This window comes from Candidatus Accumulibacter meliphilus (genome assembly GCF_036625345.1).
In the GTDB taxonomy this organism is placed as follows: domain Bacteria; phylum Pseudomonadota; class Gammaproteobacteria; order Burkholderiales; family Rhodocyclaceae; genus Accumulibacter; species Accumulibacter meliphilus.
The window spans coordinates 485,339-501,639 of record NZ_JAZKTZ010000001.1 but is presented as its reverse complement, the minus strand read 5'-3'; the positions used below and the strand labels follow the sequence as shown (position 1 = coordinate 501,639).

The following is a 16,301-nucleotide window of genomic DNA, read 5'->3' as shown; positions in this document are numbered from 1 at the left end:
CAGCGGATGAATACTCCCCTCCTAGCGCCGGAAGCGGCCAGCGCAAACGCGACGTCGACTGACGCCCGGGCGCGGATCAGACGCTGTCTGACCCAGCTCGAACACGTCCTGCCGGCACAGGCGCCCTTGCGTGATTTCGTCCATCACAACACCCTGCATGCTTTTCAGCACCTGCCCTTTGCCGAAGCTTGCAGCGAGGCCGCGCGACTGACCGGCGCCAAGACCTGGCTTGACGAAGACCGCTGTCGCGATCTCTACCGGCAGGGGCGAGTAACGGCGAGCGACCTCGACGCCGCTCTGCGGCAATTGCCGGCAGCGCGTAGCGACGAGAAGCTGCTCGCCGTCGGGAGCCGCGAACTGTGCCGTGGGGAAATCCTGCAGGCGACGCTGCGCCATGCGCCGAGCAAACTGTCAGCGGCGCAGATTCGCTGGCATGGCGAGGAACACGCGGCTTTCGCACGCTGGCAAAGCGATCTCGACGCGGCGACGCGGCAAGTGCTGTTGGCAGCCGCCAAGGCTGAAGGATTCGACGAAGCGGCGGCGGTGAGCGATCTCTGGGCCGCCGCCTGTGCTCTGCAGCCAGGGCCCATCGCAAGGCCAAGGCTGGCCAGCGCGGCCGCTGACGAGTGGCCGCAATGGCCGGGAGCGCCGAGTGGTCAGCCCGCTCCAGAAGCCGCCAGCGCACTGTGGCAGGAACTGAGCACAGGCCTCGGCGAGCGCTGGACCCTGGCCACCCTGCTCGCCCACCTGAGCGGCGAAGATCTCCGCGACACGCTGCACGCCAGCCTGATTCGCCATCTCGGCGCGCACCTGGATCAGGGCCTTGCCGCGTGGCGAAACGCGGCGCTGACGCAGGGCTTCTATGCCGCGTGGCGGCAGAGTGCTGCCAGCGACTGGACCTGGGAACTTGACGAATTCGTCGGCGCACGGCAAGAAATTGCGCAACTGCCGGACGACCCGCTGCTGACGATCATTGGCGAGCTACTGGAACTTGGTATTCAGGACGCGAGCTGGGACGCCTATCTGCAACGGCTGGTGCTCGAACTGCCCGGCTGGGCCGGTATGTGCTGCTGGCGCGAAGCGCATCCGCGCGCCGGTGAGCCGCCGGTCTCACTGGCCGATTTCCTGGCCGTTCGGCTGGTACTCGAACGGCTTTACGGCGAGCAATTGATTCGCCGCATCTGGGATTTGCCGCTCAGCCTGGCGACGCTGGGGGACTATTTCGCCGCCAACGCCGCCGAGTTGCAGGTACGACACGCGTTCGGCAAGCAAGGACTGAGCGAAGACCTGCTTGAAGCGGTGACCCCCTGTCTGGCGTCGCCGGCGAGCGACGCGCCAGCCAACTGGCGGGAATTTGCGACCCGCCTGTCCTCGCTTTCCTCACTTTCCGCTTGCGGTTCTTCGGCGCCGCGAGACGGCGAGCTTTTCGAGGACGAGCAAACGACGCTGGCGGCCTGGCCGCTTTTCGTTCTCGCGCAACGACTGGGCCTGGGCGGGCGGCAACTGCGCGAGATCGCTTCGGCCGACGCGCAGGCCCTGCTCGACTGTGCCGCTTCGTTGAGCCGCGACCAGCGTGGACAGGTCTGGCTGCTGGCCTACGAACACCATTATCGGCAGCAGATCTTCGCTGCGCTGGCTGCCAATCACGGCCGCGCCGCGGCGTTGGCCGGCAAAGCCGAAGCGCAGTTCGTGTTCTGCATGGATGATCGCGAGGAAGGTTCGCGCCGCCACCTCGAAGAAGTCAATCCGGCTTTCGAGACTTTCGGCGCCGCCGGTTTCTTTGGCGTGCCAATGCTCTGGCAAGGCCTCGACGATGAGGCGCCAAGCGCCTTGTGCCCGATCGTCGTACGACCGACGAACGCCATTCGCGAAGAAGTGCCGAGCGGCCGCGAGGCGGCACAGCAAGCGCATCAGCGGCGCCGGAAGCTGCGCCTCGCCTGGCGCGAGCGCCTGCATCAGGGCAGCCGGCGCGGCTGGCTGCAGGCAGCGCTGCTGACCGCCGCCGCCGCCCCCGTCGCCTTGCTGGCTCTGCTCGCCAGAACCCTCGCGCCGGCGCGCTTCGGTGCGGCGCTCGCGCGCCAGCGCGACACCTTCGACCAGCCTCTGGCAGCGACGCTACAACTGACTGCCGAAGGCAGCGAAGCCTGTCGCATTGCCACTGCCGAAGAGCCTCGCCCGGGCTTCAGCGAGGAAGAACAGGTCGCGCGCGTCGGCGGCTTCCTGCGCAGCATCGGTCTGACCGGGGACTTCGCGCCACTGGTGTTGATCGTCGGCCACGGTTCGGACAGTCGTAACAACCCGCATCTGGCGGCCTACGATTGCGGCGCCTGCTCCGGCCGGCACGGCGGCCCGAATGCGCGCGTTTTTGCGGCCCTGGCCAACCGCCCGACGATTCGCGCCCGGCTTGCCGAACAAGGCCTGCAGATTCCCGCGACGACGGTCTTCGTCGCTGCCGAACACAATACCTGCGACGAGAGCTACCTCTGGTACGACCTCGAACATCTGCCGGCCAGCCACCAGGACGCTTTCGCGGCCATGCGCCGGGACTGTGCGCAGGCCACCAGCCTGCACGCCGTCGAGCGCTGCCGCCGCTTTGCCTCGGCGCCGCGCTCTCCCTCGCCCGCTCGGGCACGACAGCATCTCGCCGAGCGCTGCCAGGATATCGCGCAGGCCCGACCCGAACTCGGCCATGCCACCATTGCCAGCGCCTTCATCGGTCGCCGGACGATGAGCCGGCGCGCTTTTTTCGATCGCCGCGTGTTTCTGATTTCCTACGATCCGCTGCCCGACCTCGAAGGCAGCATCCTCGAAGCGACCCTGCTTGCCGCCGGCCCGGTTGGCGCTGGCATCAACCTCGAGTACTACTTCTCGACGGTCGATAACGAAGGCTTCGGCTGCGGCAGCAAGGTGATGCACAACCTGGCGGGCTTGTTCGGCGTCATGCAGGGTGCCAGTTCGGACCTGCGCACCGGCCTGCCGCTGCAAATGATCGAGATCCACGAACCGATGCGCCTGCTGGTCGTCGTCGAGCAGACGACGGAACTGCTCACCTCCATCTACCAGCGGCAGCCGCCGATGCAGGAACTGGTCGGCAACGGCTGGGTCGTGTTGGCCGCCAAGCACCCGCAAAGCGGGGCCATTCACCTCTTCGATCCGGCCAGCGGCTGGCAGGCCTGGCACCCTGACCCGACCGCGGAAGCGACGCCGCGCATCACCGAAATCGAGCGCTCGCTCGACTGCTTCGCCGGCCGGCACGAAGCCCTGCCGCCCGCCCTGCTGCGGCAGCCTCGGGTGGCGGCGGCATGAACACGCTCGAAGGGATGCTCGGCATGCTCGCCGACTGCATGCGTCTGGTGTGGCTGGTACCGCTATTGCCACTCCTCGCTGCGGCGGCGATCGGGATGCGCATGCTCTTCTGCCGACAGCACGGCGACCGCCATGAGCCGCTGACCGCCGGGCTGGCCAGCGGCGCGGCGCTCGGCGCCCTGCTCCTGCTGCTGCTTTTCGACCTGGCGGCACTGCTCGACGGCGTGCCGGAGACGCTGCGCAGCGGCGAATGGCTGGCGATCGGCCTGACGCAGGTTGGCCTGTCATTTGCTCTCGACGCCTACAGCCTGCCGATGGCCACGCTGGTGGCACTGATCGCCTGGATCGCGTTGCGTTTCTCGGCCACCTATCTGCACCGCGAGCGCGCCTTCCCGCGCTTCTTCCTCGGCATGTGCCTGTTTCTCGCCGGCATGCTGCTGATCGTCCTGGCCGGCAACGCGGTGCTGGCTTTCGTCGGCTGGGAGCTGGCCGGCATCAGCTCCTGGCTGCTCATCGCCTACGCCTGGGAGCGACCCGTGGCGACTGCCAACGCGCTCTTCGTCTTCGTCGTCAACCGCATCGGCGACGCCGGCTTCCTGCTCGCTATCGGCCTCGCGGTATGGTCGGTGGGCAGCGTCGAATGGGCCGCGCTGAGCGGCGACGGGACGCTGAGCATGGTCAGCGCACGCCTGTTGGCCACCGGCTTCGTGCTCGCGGCGGTGGTCAAGTCGGCGCAGCTGCCGTTCACGCCGTGGATCGCCCGTGCGCTCGAAGGGCCGACACCGTCGTCGGCGGTGTTCTACGGCTCGCTGATGGTGCACGCCGGTGTTTTCCTGCTCTGTCGTCTGCAGGGACTGCTGCTGCAGGTGCCCGACATGATGGCGCTGCTGCTCGTCGTCGGTCTGGCCACGGCCTTGTACGGCGGGCTCTGCGCCCTGGTGCAGAGCGACGTCAAGTCGGCGCTGATCTTCTCGACGGTGACCCAGGTCGGTCTGATGTTCGCGCTCTGCGGCTTCGGCCTGTTCTGGCTGGCCGCCAGCTACTCCGGCCTGCACGCCGCCTGGCGGGCCTACCAGTTTCTGCTCGCGCCGTCCTACATGCATCTGGTCCGCCGCCCGGCGCGCCCGGTGCCGAAGTGGCTGGGCCGGCAGAGTTGGCTGTATAGCGCGGCGCTGCAGCGCTTCTGGATCGAGGCACTGGCGAGCAGCCTGCTGAGCCGCCCGACGCTGGCGCTGGGCCGGGACGTGCGCAGCCTCGACGAACAGGTCATCGATCCCCTGCTGGGCACGCCACGCGCCGATCACGAAGTCGCCACAAACCATGCCACGGCTACGGACGAACTGATTGGCGGCCACGGCTTCGCCGGTCGCGCCTTGTTCGCCTTTGCCGAATGGCTGCAGCGCATCGAGAACCGTCTGCTGCTGCGCGGCAACGATTCGATGATGAAACCACTGCGCCGTATCGGCCGCTACGCGGATGCCATCGAGTTGCTGCTCGAACAACCGCGCTACCTGATGCTGATGGTGATGGCGACGATAGTGGTGATTCTATGAATGAAGTGCACTGGGCGGCGCTGGCCGGCTACCCGCTGCTGGCGATGCTGCAGTTGCTGCCGCTGCTCGGCGCCGTGGCGCTGTTGCTCCTGCGCAAGGCTCGCCTGGCGGTCGCCGTCGGCCGCCTGTTTGCGGTCGCTGAATTGTTCCTGGCGCTCGACCTCTATCGGCGCATCGACGTCTCGAGCAGCGTCATGCAGTTCGCCGAACGGCTCGACCTGCTCGCCTATCATGCCGCCGCCGACGGCATCAGCGTGCTTTTCATCCTGCTCACGGCGCTGCTTGGCGTGCTGCTCGCCTTCTACGGCATGGCGCGCCAACAGGTCACCCCGGTACACCTGCTCGGCGTGCTGCTGCTCATCGAGGCCTCTCTGATGAGCATGCTGACGACCATGAACCTGCTCTGGTTTGCCGCCGCGTCGGCGCTGCAGCTGGCGTTGATCGGCTATCTGCTCTGGCGCTGGGCTTCGGCCAGCGAAGAGAAGCTGGCACTGTCGCGCTTCCTGCAATATCAGTTCTTCGGCTGCTGCCTCTTCATCGCCGGTGCCGTGGTCCTCGTCTGGAGCCATGCCGACGCCAACCCCCTCGGCGAGCGCTGGAGCTTCGATCTCTTCGACCTGCTGGCAACGCCACAGATCAGCAAATACCAGTCGGCGGCCTTCTATCTGCTGTTTTACGGGCTGGCCATCCGCACACCGCTTTTTCCGCTGCACGGCTGGCTGCCCAATTCGGCCGGCTATGGACTGATCGCCGTCGGCCCGGTGCTCCTGCTCGGCGTCAAGGTCGGCATCTACGGCATGGCGCGCTTCCTGCTGCCCCTGACCGCCGAGGCAGTGATCATCTGGCAGCCCTACGTCGTCGCCTTCGCCATGGTCGGCGTCTTCTACGCCGCAGTGCTCGCTTTCCGGCAGGCGAATCTGCGCCGACTGATGGCCTTCGCCGTCGTCAGCCACACCAGCCTGATCGTCATCGGTCTATTCACGTTGCACCCGGCCGGCGTACAGGGTGCCTTGCTGCTGGCGGTCAACTTCGGCCTGGCGATCACGGTCATGCTGTTGATGATCGGCTACGTTTACCGCCGCGCCGGGACCACCAATCTCGACCGCCTCGGCGGCCTCTTCGACCGCGTCCCCTTCATCGCCATCGCCTTCCTGGTCGGCGGCCTGGCGCTGCTCGGCATGCCGGGAACGCCGGGTTTCGATGCCGTGCACCTGGTCCTGGAAGCGTCGATCCAGGCTTTCGGCGCGCTGCCGACCATCGCCACCGCACTCGGCAACGTCGCCGCCGCCGGTTTCCTGCTGTGGGCTTTTCAGCGCGCCTTTCTGGCGCCGCGGCCGAAGGACCTGCCGGCGCGCCGCATCGCCCGTACCAGTCCCATGGAGTACGCGGTCGGCGGCGCCGCACTGCTGGTGCTGCTGGTCGCGGGCTTTTACCCGGAACCCTGGCTGCACCTGACCGACAGCGCGACCCAGGCGCTCGCCGCTTATTTCACCCATGATTGAGCTGGCTTCCCTCCCTCTCTTGAGCATGCTTCTGGCGCTGCCGATCGGCGGCGCACTGACGACGGCGCTCCTGCGGCGTGCGCCGTGGGCGCAGTGGATCGCGCTGGGCACGACGCTGCTGACCGTCTTACTGTCACTGCTGATCGTCGCCGCCTTCGACAGCGAGCAGACGGGCTTCCAGTTGATCGATGCGGCGAACTGGATAGTCGGGCTGAACATCGGCTATGTACTCGGCGTCGATGGCATTTCGCTGCTCTTCCTGCCGGCCACGGCCCTGCTTTTCTGCGGCGCAGTGATCGCCGGCTGGCGGATTCGCGCCGCGGCTGCGCCACTTTCGCCCGGCCTGTACTTCGCCTTGCTGCTCTTGCTGGAAGCAGCGACGCTCGCTGTCTTCTGCGCACTGGACACGATTCTGTTCTTCTTCTGCTGGGAGTTCACGCTGCTGCCGCTGTATTTCCTGGTCAGTCTGTGGGGCGTCGGCGCCGCCCGGCAGACGGCCGCCGTACGCTACTTCCTGGTCATGCTGGCCAGCGGCGTACCGCTGCTCTTTGGCTTGCTGGCCATGGCCTTCGGGCATGCCGAGAGTACGGGTACGCTGGCCTTCGACCTGCCCACGCTGCTCGCGACGCCCTTGCCCGTCGCCACGCAATACGTGGTCTTCCTGCTGCTGCTCGTCGGCTTTGCCGCCAAAGTACCATTGGTGCCCCTGCACACCTGGCTACCGTCGCTGGCCATGGGCGCGCCGGCAGCAATCACCGCGCTGATTGTCGGCCTCAAGCTCGGTGCCTACGGGCTGATCCGCCTGGCCATCCCGCTAGCGCCGATCGCCGCCCGCGATCTGCACTGGCTGCTCGCCGGCTGCGGCACTCTGGCCATCCTCTACGGCGCCGTGGCGGCGATGGCACACAGCAATCTGCGCGGCATGCTGGCCTATACGAGCCTGTCGCACGTCGGCCTGGTGGTGCTCGCTCTGGCGAGCTTCTCGGCGTCGGCGCTGCAGGGCGCGCTGCTGCAACTGCTCAACTTCAGCGTCGCCGCCGGTGGCGGCTTTCTGGTGCTCGCCTTCCTGCAACGCCGCAGCGGCTCGACCGACATCGCGCAGCTGGGCGGCGTGATGCGCAGCATGCCCTTGCTAGCGGGCTTCTTCCTGCTCTTCGGCCTGGCCGGAATCGGTCTGCCGGGAACCAGCGGCTTCCCCGGCGAACTGCTGATCATCGTCGCCGCCCTGCACAGCCATACCGGCGCTGGCCTGGCGGCGCTGTTCGGCACGGTGCTCGCTGCCGCCGCCTTCCTGGCACCTTTCCGGCGCGCCTTCCTCGGGCCGCTGCGCAACGCCGAGATCGCCGCCGGTGAAGATTTGTTGCCGCGCGAAAAAGCCGTTCTGCTGGTACCCGCGCTGCTGATTCTGGCCGTCGGCGTGTATCCAATGCCGATACTGGAACTACTGCGGCCGACGGCCGAGGCCTGGGTGGCAGCGCTGGCAGGCTTGTAGGGACCGCTCGGCGATGTCTCGTCGTCCTTGCTACGAGGCGCGCGAAGTTCGGACCTGGAACTGGCAGGCGGCGCACATCTACGGCGAATGCAAGCGGATTACCGACCATACCGACCATACCGACCACGAGAAGCTCAATCGAGTCAGGCCAGTGGGAATGTCACCTCAGAAAAAAGCTCTGAGCGCGACCACCGCCACGACGCCGATGGCCACGACCGCGATCATCGGCAGCCGTAGAATGGCCGCGGCAGCGGTAATCGCCGCGGCGATGGTTTCGGCTGGACCGGTGGCGAGCACGGTTGGCGCAATGACGGCCATCAACACCGCCGGCGGCAGCGCGTCGAGAGCTGCCTTGAGCCGCCCTTTGACGCGGACACCGCGCATCAGATAGAGGCCGCCGATGCGGGTAAGGTAAGTCGCGGCCGCCATGGCGACGATGGTCGCAACGGTGAGCAGATCATCGCTCATGCGCTGCCCACGTCGTCAGCGGCTTTGTCGTCAGCCTCTTGCCCGCCTTGCCCATGTCTTTCTCGCTGTGCAAGAGCGCGGCGATGATGACCCCTGCCACGCCACCGATGACGATGTACCAGGCCCCCGGGATCGTCAGCTTGGCAATTGCCGCGGCGAGCGCACTCGTGGCGAGAACTGCGCCGGTGCGCGGGCCTTTCCAGAAACCGGCGAGAATGGCGATGAACAGCGCCGAGAAGGCGAAATCGAAGCCATAGACCGCCGGGTCACCGAGCGAGCGCCCGGCGACGGCGCCGGCCAGCGAGGAGGAAGTCCATACCAGCCACATCGGCACGGCGACACCAAAGTAGTAAGCCGGCCGCAGCGGCTCGACCAGCACCTTGCGCTCGGCAAAGGCCCAGCTTTCGTCTGTCATCAGGAACATCGCAACGAGGCCACCGGGGCCGGAAAAATTGCCGAGGTGCCGCTGCAGCGAAGCGCCCATCAGCAGATGCCGGACATTGACGATAAACGTGGTGACCACGATCAGCAGCAGCGGCACCGGATCGCGCCACATATCAACCGCGACAAACTGCGCGGCACCGGCAAAAACGGTGGCACTGGTCAGCCAGGCCTCGAAAGGCGTGAAACCTTTGCCAGCCGCCAGGGTTCCCCACAACAGGCCGATCGGTAGCGCCGCGGCGAGTACCGGGAGGATGTCGAAGACGCCGCGACGAAAATCGGCGCTGCGCGAAGAGCTAGGCATGGTTTACTCCAGAGGGAGCGGCGCGCTCAGTCGCTGCTTGCCGACTGACCACCACGATCGGCACTGGCCGCTGGCGCGGCTGGCTCATCAGTACCCAGGCGAGATCGGCGGCCAGATGGCGTCCGAGATCTCGGGCTGTCGCTTTTGTAAGGTGGTCGTCGTCGTGGTAGAGGACTCTTTCCATCGCGCGAGGCATAACAAGTCTGTGCGTCACAGAAGAAATCCATCACTTGGATCAAGCGTACGTCACGATGCTGAGCTACGACCTCGGCCAGCGCCTCCGTCGTATCCACCAACAGTTCGTCGTTGAGTGCACGCGGCGTATTGCAGTCCTCTTCTCCTCGTACGGCCAGGCATTGCGGCGCGGAATAGACTAGCTGTGGGAGTCGGCGCGATCACCAGGACGCGCAGGCCGATACTCTCAAGTGTACTGAGAGTCGTCTCCAGACTGGTCTGCATTTCGGCGCGTAGCTGCGCAATCACTTCCGAATGAGCGTCCAGGGCGCCGTTCTGTCGATCGATACAGGCGAAACTCCGATGACCAAAGTGGATTGGCCATCGCGCAGAAATAACCACTCCTTCAAGCCCGATTTCCCGCAATGCCAGAATTTCCTGAAGACGCGCTGATTGAACTCATTGCAGGACTTGGACGGCGAGTCAACTTCTCGGATTCAGGACCGACCAGCGGCACACACCTGGGCATCGTGAGTTCATACACGGCAACATCGGGAAACGCCTCGGTCAGCATCGGCCACAAGTGATGCGCGTGCGAATCACCCCACAAGAGTAGTTTAGGGTGCTGCTTGTCCGGGCCGTAAGTGCACTCTTCCAGCGGCAGATCGGCTACCGGCGGACGCTCAGGCTGCGAGCATGCTTCCACGAAAAAAGGACGATCAGCGCGCGCGGTTTGATCCACTGATACGCGTCAGCTGACTGCTGATAATGACGCCACGCCCATAATCCGGCAGACAGCGAGAGCGTCAGCAGGCAAATGGCGCCGCCAGTAAACAAGGTCGCGCGGATGCTGCGAAAAGGCCCTTTCCGATACATCCGGGCCGGACGTTCGATCCAGACATAGGTAAGCCAGGCCAGCACCAGGGCGGCGGCTATCGCCAAGCTATTTGCTGCCAGACTCTTGGCACCCAGGCTGTAGGTTCTATAAAAAGACAATAACGGCCAGTGCCACAGATACCACGAGTACGACAACAAGCCAATGAACACCAATGGCCGAGAAGCCAACAAACGTCGCACGATGCCATGTTCATTCGCGGTCATGCCGAAAATCAGCATAGCCGTACCGCCGACCGGAATAATGGCCGCCGCCCCCGGAAAAGGCGTCCCGTCGTTGAACATCACGACGGAGTACACAATCAGCACCAGGCCGAGCACTGCGAGCCCTTCCCCCCACGACCTCAGACGCGCATAGAAGGCACTCGCCGCCAGTCCGACGATACCACCGATGGCAAACTCCCAAACTCTGGCCGGCAGGAGGTAAAAGGAAAAACTCGGGTGCTTTGGCGTCATCCCGATGGACACGGCAAGCGATATCAGAGACATCAGCCCCAGGGCCCAAAGCACACGTACGCGCAGCGTGGATTCGGCGGCCGTTCCTCGGAAAAAGCGGAGAACCAGCAGCATCAGGAGAGGCCAGATCAGGTAATACTGTTCCTCTACTGCCAGCGACCACGTATGCAGCAAGGGCATGCTGAACGACGGCGCGTCAAAATAGCCTCCCGTCGTGGTGAAGAAAAAGAAATTTGACGCGAAAAAAGCCACAGCCATTGCCGAACGAGCCAGGGAACGCTGCTCATCCGATGCTGGAGGCATTACGAAGGCGCCAAGCAGCAAGCTCACCGCGACCACAATCAGAGCAGCGGGCAGCAAACGGCGGACGCGCCGCGCATAGAAGGCGCTCAAGCCGAGGCGGCCGGTAGCGGCGGCCTCGTTGAACAGCAGGGCAGTGATCAGAAAGCCGGAAATGACGAAAAAGACGTCAACGCCAACGAAGCCGCCGGGAAAGCCGGGGAAACCTGCGTGATAGAAAACCACGGCAATGATGGCGATGGCCCGTAAGCCATCAATGTCAGGACGATACTTGGTGGGAGTTTTCTGACTTGGCTGGGTCATTCGGACGACAATCTCATCGCGTGCTCAGGTGACCATTCAAGGCCGAAAACTGCTGCATCTCGATGCCCTAACTGCGGATGTTCGCCAGCCGAGACATCAAGACGTGTCAGCGCCGTCCACCGTCCGGATGTTTGATCAGCTCACGGAGGATCTGCGCGGTAGCCCAGAGCATCAGGGCGACGCCAGCGACGACGGTCAGCAGCGCAGCCGGCGTACTGGTCGGGAAGTCGGGGATGAACAGCGTCTGGCCTCTGACCAGCCACATTGCGCCGCTCGCTAGAACCACTATGCCGGCAGCGTCGAGCAGCGCGAAGAACAGCACGCGCAGAGTGACGCGCGGACGGTTGCGGCCGTACATCCTGGCCTACTTGACGCGCATGCCGGCTTGCGCACCGGCGTCGGGCGAAAGCAGGAAGATGCCGGGGGTCTGGCCATCCGCATCGGACGCCGCGAGAACCATGCCTTCGGAGAGGCCGAACTTCATCTTGCGTGGCGCCAGATTGGCAACCATCACCGTCATTCGCCCGACCAGCGCCGATGGCTCGTAAGCGGCCTTGATGCCGGCGAAAACCTGCCGTGTACCGAGCGCGCCGATATCGAGAACGAGGCGAACGAGTTTGTCGGCGCCTTCGACATGGCTGGCCTCGACGATGCGCGCAATGCGCAGGTCGACGTTCAGGAACTGGTCAATGCCGATATGCGGACCGGCGTCGGCTCCGACGGCCGCCTGGGCCACGGCCACGGCGGCGGCTTTCTCCTGCTGCTCGGCATGTTTTTGCGGCGCCGGCTGTGGTGCTGGGGCCAGCGAGTCGCGGTTGGCTTCGACCAGCGCATCGAGCTGCTTCTTCTCGACCCGTGTCAGCAGGTGCTGATAGGGATTGATCGCGTGCCCGGCAGCAAGCACGCTGTCGCCGTCGTCCCAGACGAAAGGGGCGACGTTGAGAAAAGCTTCGACCTTGGCAGCGAGCGCCGGCAACACCGGCTTGAGCAGAATGGCGAGCAGACGGAAGAGGTTGAGGGCATTGGTACATGCCGCCTGCAACTCGTTTTCGCGGCCTTCCTGACGCGCCAGTTCCCACGGTTTGACGCTGTCCACGTACTGATTGGCGCCGTCGGTGAGGGCCATGATTTCACGAATCGCCTTGCTGAATTCGCGCGCCTCGTAGTGATCGGCGATCACGCTGCGGCGACCGCGGATGGCCTCGATCGCCGGCAGTGATTCATCGCATGGGCAGAGCTGACCAGCGAAACGCTTGACGATGAAGCCTGCCGCACGGCTGGCGATGTTGACGAACTTGCCGACCAGGTCGGAGTTGACGCGCGCGATGAAGTCGTCGAGATTGAGGTCGATGTCTTCCATCGAGCTCGACAGCTTGGCGGCGTAGTAGTAGCGCAGCCACTCCGGGTTGAGACCCTGCGCCAGATAGCTCTCGGCGGTGATGAAAGTGCCGCGCGACTTCGACATCTTGGCGCCATCGACGGTCAGAAAACCGTGCGCGAAAACCTTGGTCGGCGTCCGGTAGCCGGCGTGCTGCAGCTCGGCCGGCCAGAACAGCGCATGGAAGTAGAGGATATCCTTGCCGATGAAGTGATAGAGCTCGGCGGTCGACTCGGGTCCCCAGTAGGCAGCAAAGTCGAGCCCTTCGCGAGCGCAGAGATTCTTGAAGGCGCCCATGTAGCCAATCGGTGCGTCGAGCCAGACGTAAAAGTACTTGCCTGGCGCATCGGGAATCTCGAAACCGAAGTACGGTGCCTCACGCGAAATGTCCCAATCGGTCAGCTTGTTCTCGCCGACCTCGCCCAGCCACTCCTGCAACTTGTTGGCCGCCTCGCTCTGCAAGCGCCCTTCGCCCTGCGTCCAGCGGCGCAGAAAACCCTGACAGCGAGGATCGGAAAGCTTGAAGAAATAGTGCTCCGACGGCCTGAGCTCGGGCTTGGCGCCGGAGACCGCCGAATAGGGGTTTTTCAGCTCGTTCGCGGTGTAGGCTGCCCCGCAGCTTTCGCAGTTGTCACCGTACTGGTCGGGCGCGCCGCACTTCGGGCATTCGCCCTTGATGTAGCGATCGGGAAGAAACATCTGCTTGAGCGGATCGTAATACTGCTCGATGACTCGCGTTTCGATCAGATTGGCGGCGCGCAGCCGTGCGTAAAGTTCGTTGGCGCAGGAACGCGTCTCTTCGGAATGGGTCGTGTAGTAGTTGTCGAAAGCAACGTGGAAGCCCGCGAAGTCGCGCGTGTGCTCGCCATGCACGCGTTCGATCAGCGCCTCCGGCGTGATCCCCTCGCCCTCGGCGCGCAGCATGATCGGCGTGCCATGGGTGTCGTCGGCACAGACGTACCAGCACTCATGGCCGCGCATTTTCTGAAAGCGCACCCAGATGTCGGTCTGAATGTACTCGACCAGATGACCGAGATGAATTGCGCCGTTGGCATACGGCAGGGCGGAAGTGACGAGGATCTGACGGCTCATTGGGCGGGGGCAAGCGGGGCAAAGCGGCATTCTATCAAAAGGGGCTCCGGGCAGGCTGGAAAAGGCCTATCGCCGTGGCGCGCCGGCGTATACTCCTCGACGATCGAGCTCAACAGCTTCAGGACGAACTCATAATCGAACGCTCTGCTGGCCTTGTCCATCATCGCCAGAGGCTCGACGAGTTGCTCCCAGGGAAGCTCGTGTTCGTAGGCCCGCATGATCAGCGGATGCAAGGTGCCCTCTACGTTCTCGCCGATCAGCAGCTCCTCGAAGAGCTTTTCACCCGGGCGCAGGCCGACGATGTCAATCGCGATATCGCCTTCCGGATGTTGCTCGTCGCGCATTTCAAGCCCGCTCAAACGGACCATGCGCCGGGCAAGATCAATGATCTTGACTGGCTCACCCATGTCCAGCACATAGACTTCGCCACCCTGTCCCATCGACCCTGCCTGAATCACCAGTTGCGATGCCTCGGGAATGGTCATGAAGTAGCGAGTAATGTCGGGATGAGTGAGCGTAATCGGCCCACCTGCGGCAATCTGCTTGCGAAAGAGTGGCACCACTGAGCCCGACGAACCGAGCACATTGCCGAAGCGGACCATGCAAAAGCGCGTGCTGCCCCCGCGCCTGGCCAAGGCCTGCAGAATCAACTCGGCAAGCCGCTTGCTTGCCCCCATCACATTGGTTGGCCGTACCGCCTTGTCAGTTGAAATCAGCACGAAGGTTTCGACTCCGGCCGCCAATGCCGCCTCCGCCATTCGCCGTGTACCCACGGCGTTGTTGCGCAGGCCTTCGATCGGGTTATGTTCCACCAACGGAACATGCTTGTACGCTGCCGCATGATAGACGGTATGTACGCCAAAACTCGACATCACCATTTGGTTGCGGTGCTGCTGCGTGACCGAACCCATGACCGGCACGAGTTCGACGCGAGTTTCGAGGCTCTTGCACAAGGCCGCAAGTTCCTGCTCGATTGCATACAGTGCAAGCTCGGAAAGCTCCATCATGATCAGGCGTGCGGGCCGCAAGCGAACGATCTGGCGACAAAGCTCCGAACCAATTGAGCCGCCGGCACCGGAAACCAGCACCACCTTGCCCACAATACATCGCCCGAGCAGCTGCGGGTCGGGCGCAACCGACTCCCGCCCAAGCAGATCCTCGATTTCAACCTCGCGGATCGCGTCAACGACGATCTTCCCACTCACCACTTCGGCCATGCCGGGCACGATCTTCACCTTGCAATGAAGTCCACCAAGAAGGTCGAGCACTTCGGCCCTGCGCGCGCGTCGGACCGACGGAATCGCCAGCAGCACTTCATCAACTTCCTTGGTCCGCAAGACGTTGGCCATCTGCTTCGGCGAATACACCTGCAAGCCGGCAACTTCGGCTTTACGAAGCATTGGGTTGTCATCGATGAATGCCACCGGCAAATACTCCCGACCGGCACGCAGAGCATAAGCCAGTTGCGTCCCGGCCCGACCGGCACCGTAGATCGCGATCCGTACGCGCGAATCCTGGCCGCGCTCGCTGCGCAAGAAATAGCTGCGCGCCAAAAAGCGGCTTGAGCCGATAAAGACCACGGCCAGCAGCCAGTAGATCGCCAGCAGGCCCCTCGAAACGTCAATTTTGTGAGTCAGGGCAGCCACCGCGGCTAGCAGCAGGACCGACAGGGACACGCCACCGGCGACCACGAACACCACCCGGTCCTCCATGAACCGAATGACGGCACGGTAGAGACCGAAGCGAATGAAAATCGGAATCGCCAGCAGCGGAGCGGCAACCATCTGCCACTCGTAGGGAGCAATCTCCGGCGTCCAGCTTTCGAAGCGCAGCGCGAGAGCCAACCAGAAGGCGAGAATCAGCAAGATCAGATCAGTGGCCATGGCCATTGCCCGCTTCTGCCTGCGTGAAAGAGAAAGAAACTTCCTGATCATCTGCTCACCGCCTCCTTCGACGCCTGTAGTCCGTCCCGGTCAGCGGTGACGACGCCAAGTCCCAACGGCCGCGCCTCCGAAAACAAGCACTCCTGCCGATGCGCAGTGCTGCTGGCCAAGCGACGCATCAGTGTGACACGCCATCGCGGCGCACGACCTTGACGAAGGTCAACCACAAAATATACAGATCGAATCCGAGTGATTGGCGACGGCAGTACTCGGCATCCAGCTTCACCTTTTCCGGAATCGGCAGTTCGTCCCGCCCATTGACCTGCGCCCAGCCGGTAAGGCCGGGCAGCAACTCGTGCACGGCGTACTTCGTGCGCAGGGCAATCAGGTCGTCCTGATTGAACAACGCCGGACGCGGCCCAACAAAGCTCATCTCGCCCTTCAGGATATTCCAGAGCTGAGGCAGTTCGTCCAGGCTGCTCTTGCGAAGGAAGGAGCCGATCGGGGTCAAATAAGCGCCCGGGTTGTGCAGTAAATGCGTCGCCACGGCAGGAGTTCCAAGTCGCATGCTGCGGAACTTTGGCATCCTGAAGATGCCGTTGCCCTTGCCCACGCGGTCAGACCAGTACAGCACCGGACCAGGTGAAGTCAGGCGCACGAGGACGCTAATCGTGGCGATTGGAAGCACCAGAAGCAGCGCCGCAACAATGCTCAGCAAGAAATCGAACAAACGTTTAGCCATATCTCAACCAATC

General features: G+C 64.0%; 13 protein-coding genes and 1 pseudogene. 4 read left to right on the top strand and 10 right to left on the bottom strand.

The genetic code is table 11. From position 1 onward, the window contains the following. The first annotated feature begins 6 nt into the window (after window positions 1-6). The 4 genes from V5B40_RS02250 to V5B40_RS02235 are packed head-to-tail and all read left to right on the top strand — an operon-like array spanning window position 7 to window position 7,853. Window positions 7-3,306 carry a DUF2309 domain-containing protein gene (locus tag V5B40_RS02250; protein ID WP_332352971.1) on the top strand — a complete coding sequence of 1,100 codons (3,300 nt, stop codon included), beginning with the start codon at window positions 7-9 and terminating at the stop codon, window positions 3,304-3,306. Then, window positions 3,303-4,859, top strand: a complete 1,557-nt coding sequence (locus V5B40_RS02245; RefSeq protein WP_332352969.1) for a proton-conducting transporter transmembrane domain-containing protein — start codon at window positions 3,303-3,305, stop codon at window positions 4,857-4,859. Before V5B40_RS02250 ends, V5B40_RS02245 begins: the two co-directional genes overlap by 4 nt. Continuing rightward, on the top strand, window positions 4,856-6,361 hold the full coding sequence (locus V5B40_RS02240) for a complex I subunit 4 family protein (RefSeq protein ID WP_332352967.1): 1,506 nt from the start codon (window positions 4,856-4,858) through the stop codon (window positions 6,359-6,361). The genes V5B40_RS02245 and V5B40_RS02240 overlap by 4 nt, the downstream gene beginning before the upstream one ends. A 25-nt stretch (window positions 6,362-6,386) precedes the next feature. Then, on the top strand, window positions 6,387-7,853 hold the full coding sequence (locus V5B40_RS02235) for a complex I subunit 4 family protein (RefSeq protein WP_332353241.1): 1,467 nt from the start codon (window positions 6,387-6,389) through the stop codon (window positions 7,851-7,853). A gap of 165 nt (window positions 7,854-8,018) precedes the next feature. On the opposite strand, the gene V5B40_RS02230 is transcribed toward V5B40_RS02235, so the two are convergent. The 10 genes and pseudogenes from V5B40_RS02230 to V5B40_RS02200 form a co-directional block, all read right to left on the bottom strand. Then, window positions 8,019-8,321, bottom strand: a complete 303-nt coding sequence (locus V5B40_RS02230; RefSeq protein ID WP_332352965.1) for an AzlD family protein — start codon at window positions 8,319-8,321, stop codon at window positions 8,019-8,021. Beyond that, on the bottom strand, window positions 8,311-9,066 hold the full coding sequence (locus tag V5B40_RS02225; protein WP_332352964.1) for an AzlC family ABC transporter permease: 756 nt from the start codon (window positions 9,064-9,066) through the stop codon (window positions 8,311-8,313). The genes V5B40_RS02230 and V5B40_RS02225 overlap by 11 nt, the downstream gene beginning before the upstream one ends. Window positions 9,067-9,092: 26 nt before the next feature. After that, a pseudogene (locus V5B40_RS25095) lies at window positions 9,093-9,425 on the bottom strand (hypothetical protein); the annotation flags it as partial. After that, window positions 9,313-9,666, bottom strand: a complete 354-nt coding sequence (locus tag V5B40_RS25090) for a hypothetical protein (RefSeq protein ID WP_434735812.1) — start codon at window positions 9,664-9,666, stop codon at window positions 9,313-9,315. The gene V5B40_RS25090 and the pseudogene V5B40_RS25095, both read right to left, overlap by 113 nt. Next, window positions 9,647-9,946, bottom strand: a complete 300-nt coding sequence (locus tag V5B40_RS25085) for an SGNH hydrolase domain-containing protein (RefSeq protein ID WP_434735811.1) — start codon at window positions 9,944-9,946, stop codon at window positions 9,647-9,649. The genes V5B40_RS25090 and V5B40_RS25085 overlap by 20 nt, the downstream gene beginning before the upstream one ends. After that, on the bottom strand, window positions 9,910-11,193 hold the full coding sequence (locus tag V5B40_RS02220) for an acyltransferase family protein (protein WP_332352962.1): 1,284 nt from the start codon (window positions 11,191-11,193) through the stop codon (window positions 9,910-9,912). Before V5B40_RS02220 ends, V5B40_RS25085 begins: the two co-directional genes overlap by 37 nt. Before the next feature lie 106 nt (window positions 11,194-11,299). Beyond that, the gene (locus tag V5B40_RS02215) at window positions 11,300-11,551 is read right to left on the bottom strand and encodes a hypothetical protein (RefSeq protein ID WP_332352961.1); all 252 of its coding nucleotides are present in this window, start codon (window positions 11,549-11,551) and stop codon (window positions 11,300-11,302) included. A 6-nt stretch (window positions 11,552-11,557) separates the two neighbouring features. Beyond that, entirely contained in the window at window positions 11,558-13,663 is a 2,106-nt protein-coding gene (gene metG / locus V5B40_RS02210; RefSeq protein ID WP_332352960.1) for a methionine--tRNA ligase, read from the bottom strand. Then, window positions 13,660-15,597, bottom strand: coding sequence for a polysaccharide biosynthesis protein (locus tag V5B40_RS02205; protein ID WP_332352959.1), 1,938 nt, complete (start codon window positions 15,595-15,597; stop codon window positions 13,660-13,662). Before V5B40_RS02205 ends, metG begins: the two co-directional genes overlap by 4 nt. A gap of 127 nt (window positions 15,598-15,724) precedes the next feature. Continuing rightward, window positions 15,725-16,288 (bottom strand): sugar transferase, encoded by a 564-nt coding sequence (locus V5B40_RS02200; RefSeq protein ID WP_332352957.1) that lies wholly within the window; start codon window positions 16,286-16,288, stop codon window positions 15,725-15,727. Between the last annotated feature and the right edge of the window lie 13 nt (window positions 16,289-16,301).

Bases quoted from the DNA above. Each gene is read 5' to 3' on its own strand.
- V5B40_RS02250 (WP_332352971.1), top strand. From the start codon at position 7: ATGAATACTCCCCTCCTAGCGCCGGAAGCGGCCAGCGCAAACGCGACG.
- V5B40_RS02245 (WP_332352969.1), top strand. From the start codon at position 3,303: ATGAACACGCTCGAAGGGATGCTCGGCATGCTCGCCGACTGCATGCGT.
- V5B40_RS02240 (WP_332352967.1), top strand. From the start codon at position 4,856: ATGAATGAAGTGCACTGGGCGGCGCTGGCCGGCTACCCGCTGCTGGCG.
- V5B40_RS02235 (WP_332353241.1), top strand. From the start codon at position 6,387: ATGCTTCTGGCGCTGCCGATCGGCGGCGCACTGACGACGGCGCTCCTG.
- V5B40_RS02230 (WP_332352965.1), bottom strand. From the start codon at position 8,321: ATGAGCGATGATCTGCTCACCGTTGCGACCATCGTCGCCATGGCGGCC.
- V5B40_RS02225 (WP_332352964.1), bottom strand. From the start codon at position 9,066: ATGCCTAGCTCTTCGCGCAGCGCCGATTTTCGTCGCGGCGTCTTCGAC.
- V5B40_RS02220 (WP_332352962.1), bottom strand. From the start codon at position 11,193: ATGACCCAGCCAAGTCAGAAAACTCCCACCAAGTATCGTCCTGACATT.
- V5B40_RS02215 (WP_332352961.1), bottom strand. From the start codon at position 11,551: ATGTACGGCCGCAACCGTCCGCGCGTCACTCTGCGCGTGCTGTTCTTC.
- metG (WP_332352960.1), bottom strand. From the start codon at position 13,663: ATGAGCCGTCAGATCCTCGTCACTTCCGCCCTGCCGTATGCCAACGGC.
- V5B40_RS02205 (WP_332352959.1), bottom strand. From the start codon at position 15,597: ATGATCAGGAAGTTTCTTTCTCTTTCACGCAGGCAGAAGCGGGCAATG.
- V5B40_RS02200 (WP_332352957.1), bottom strand. From the start codon at position 16,288: ATGGCTAAACGTTTGTTCGATTTCTTGCTGAGCATTGTTGCGGCGCTG.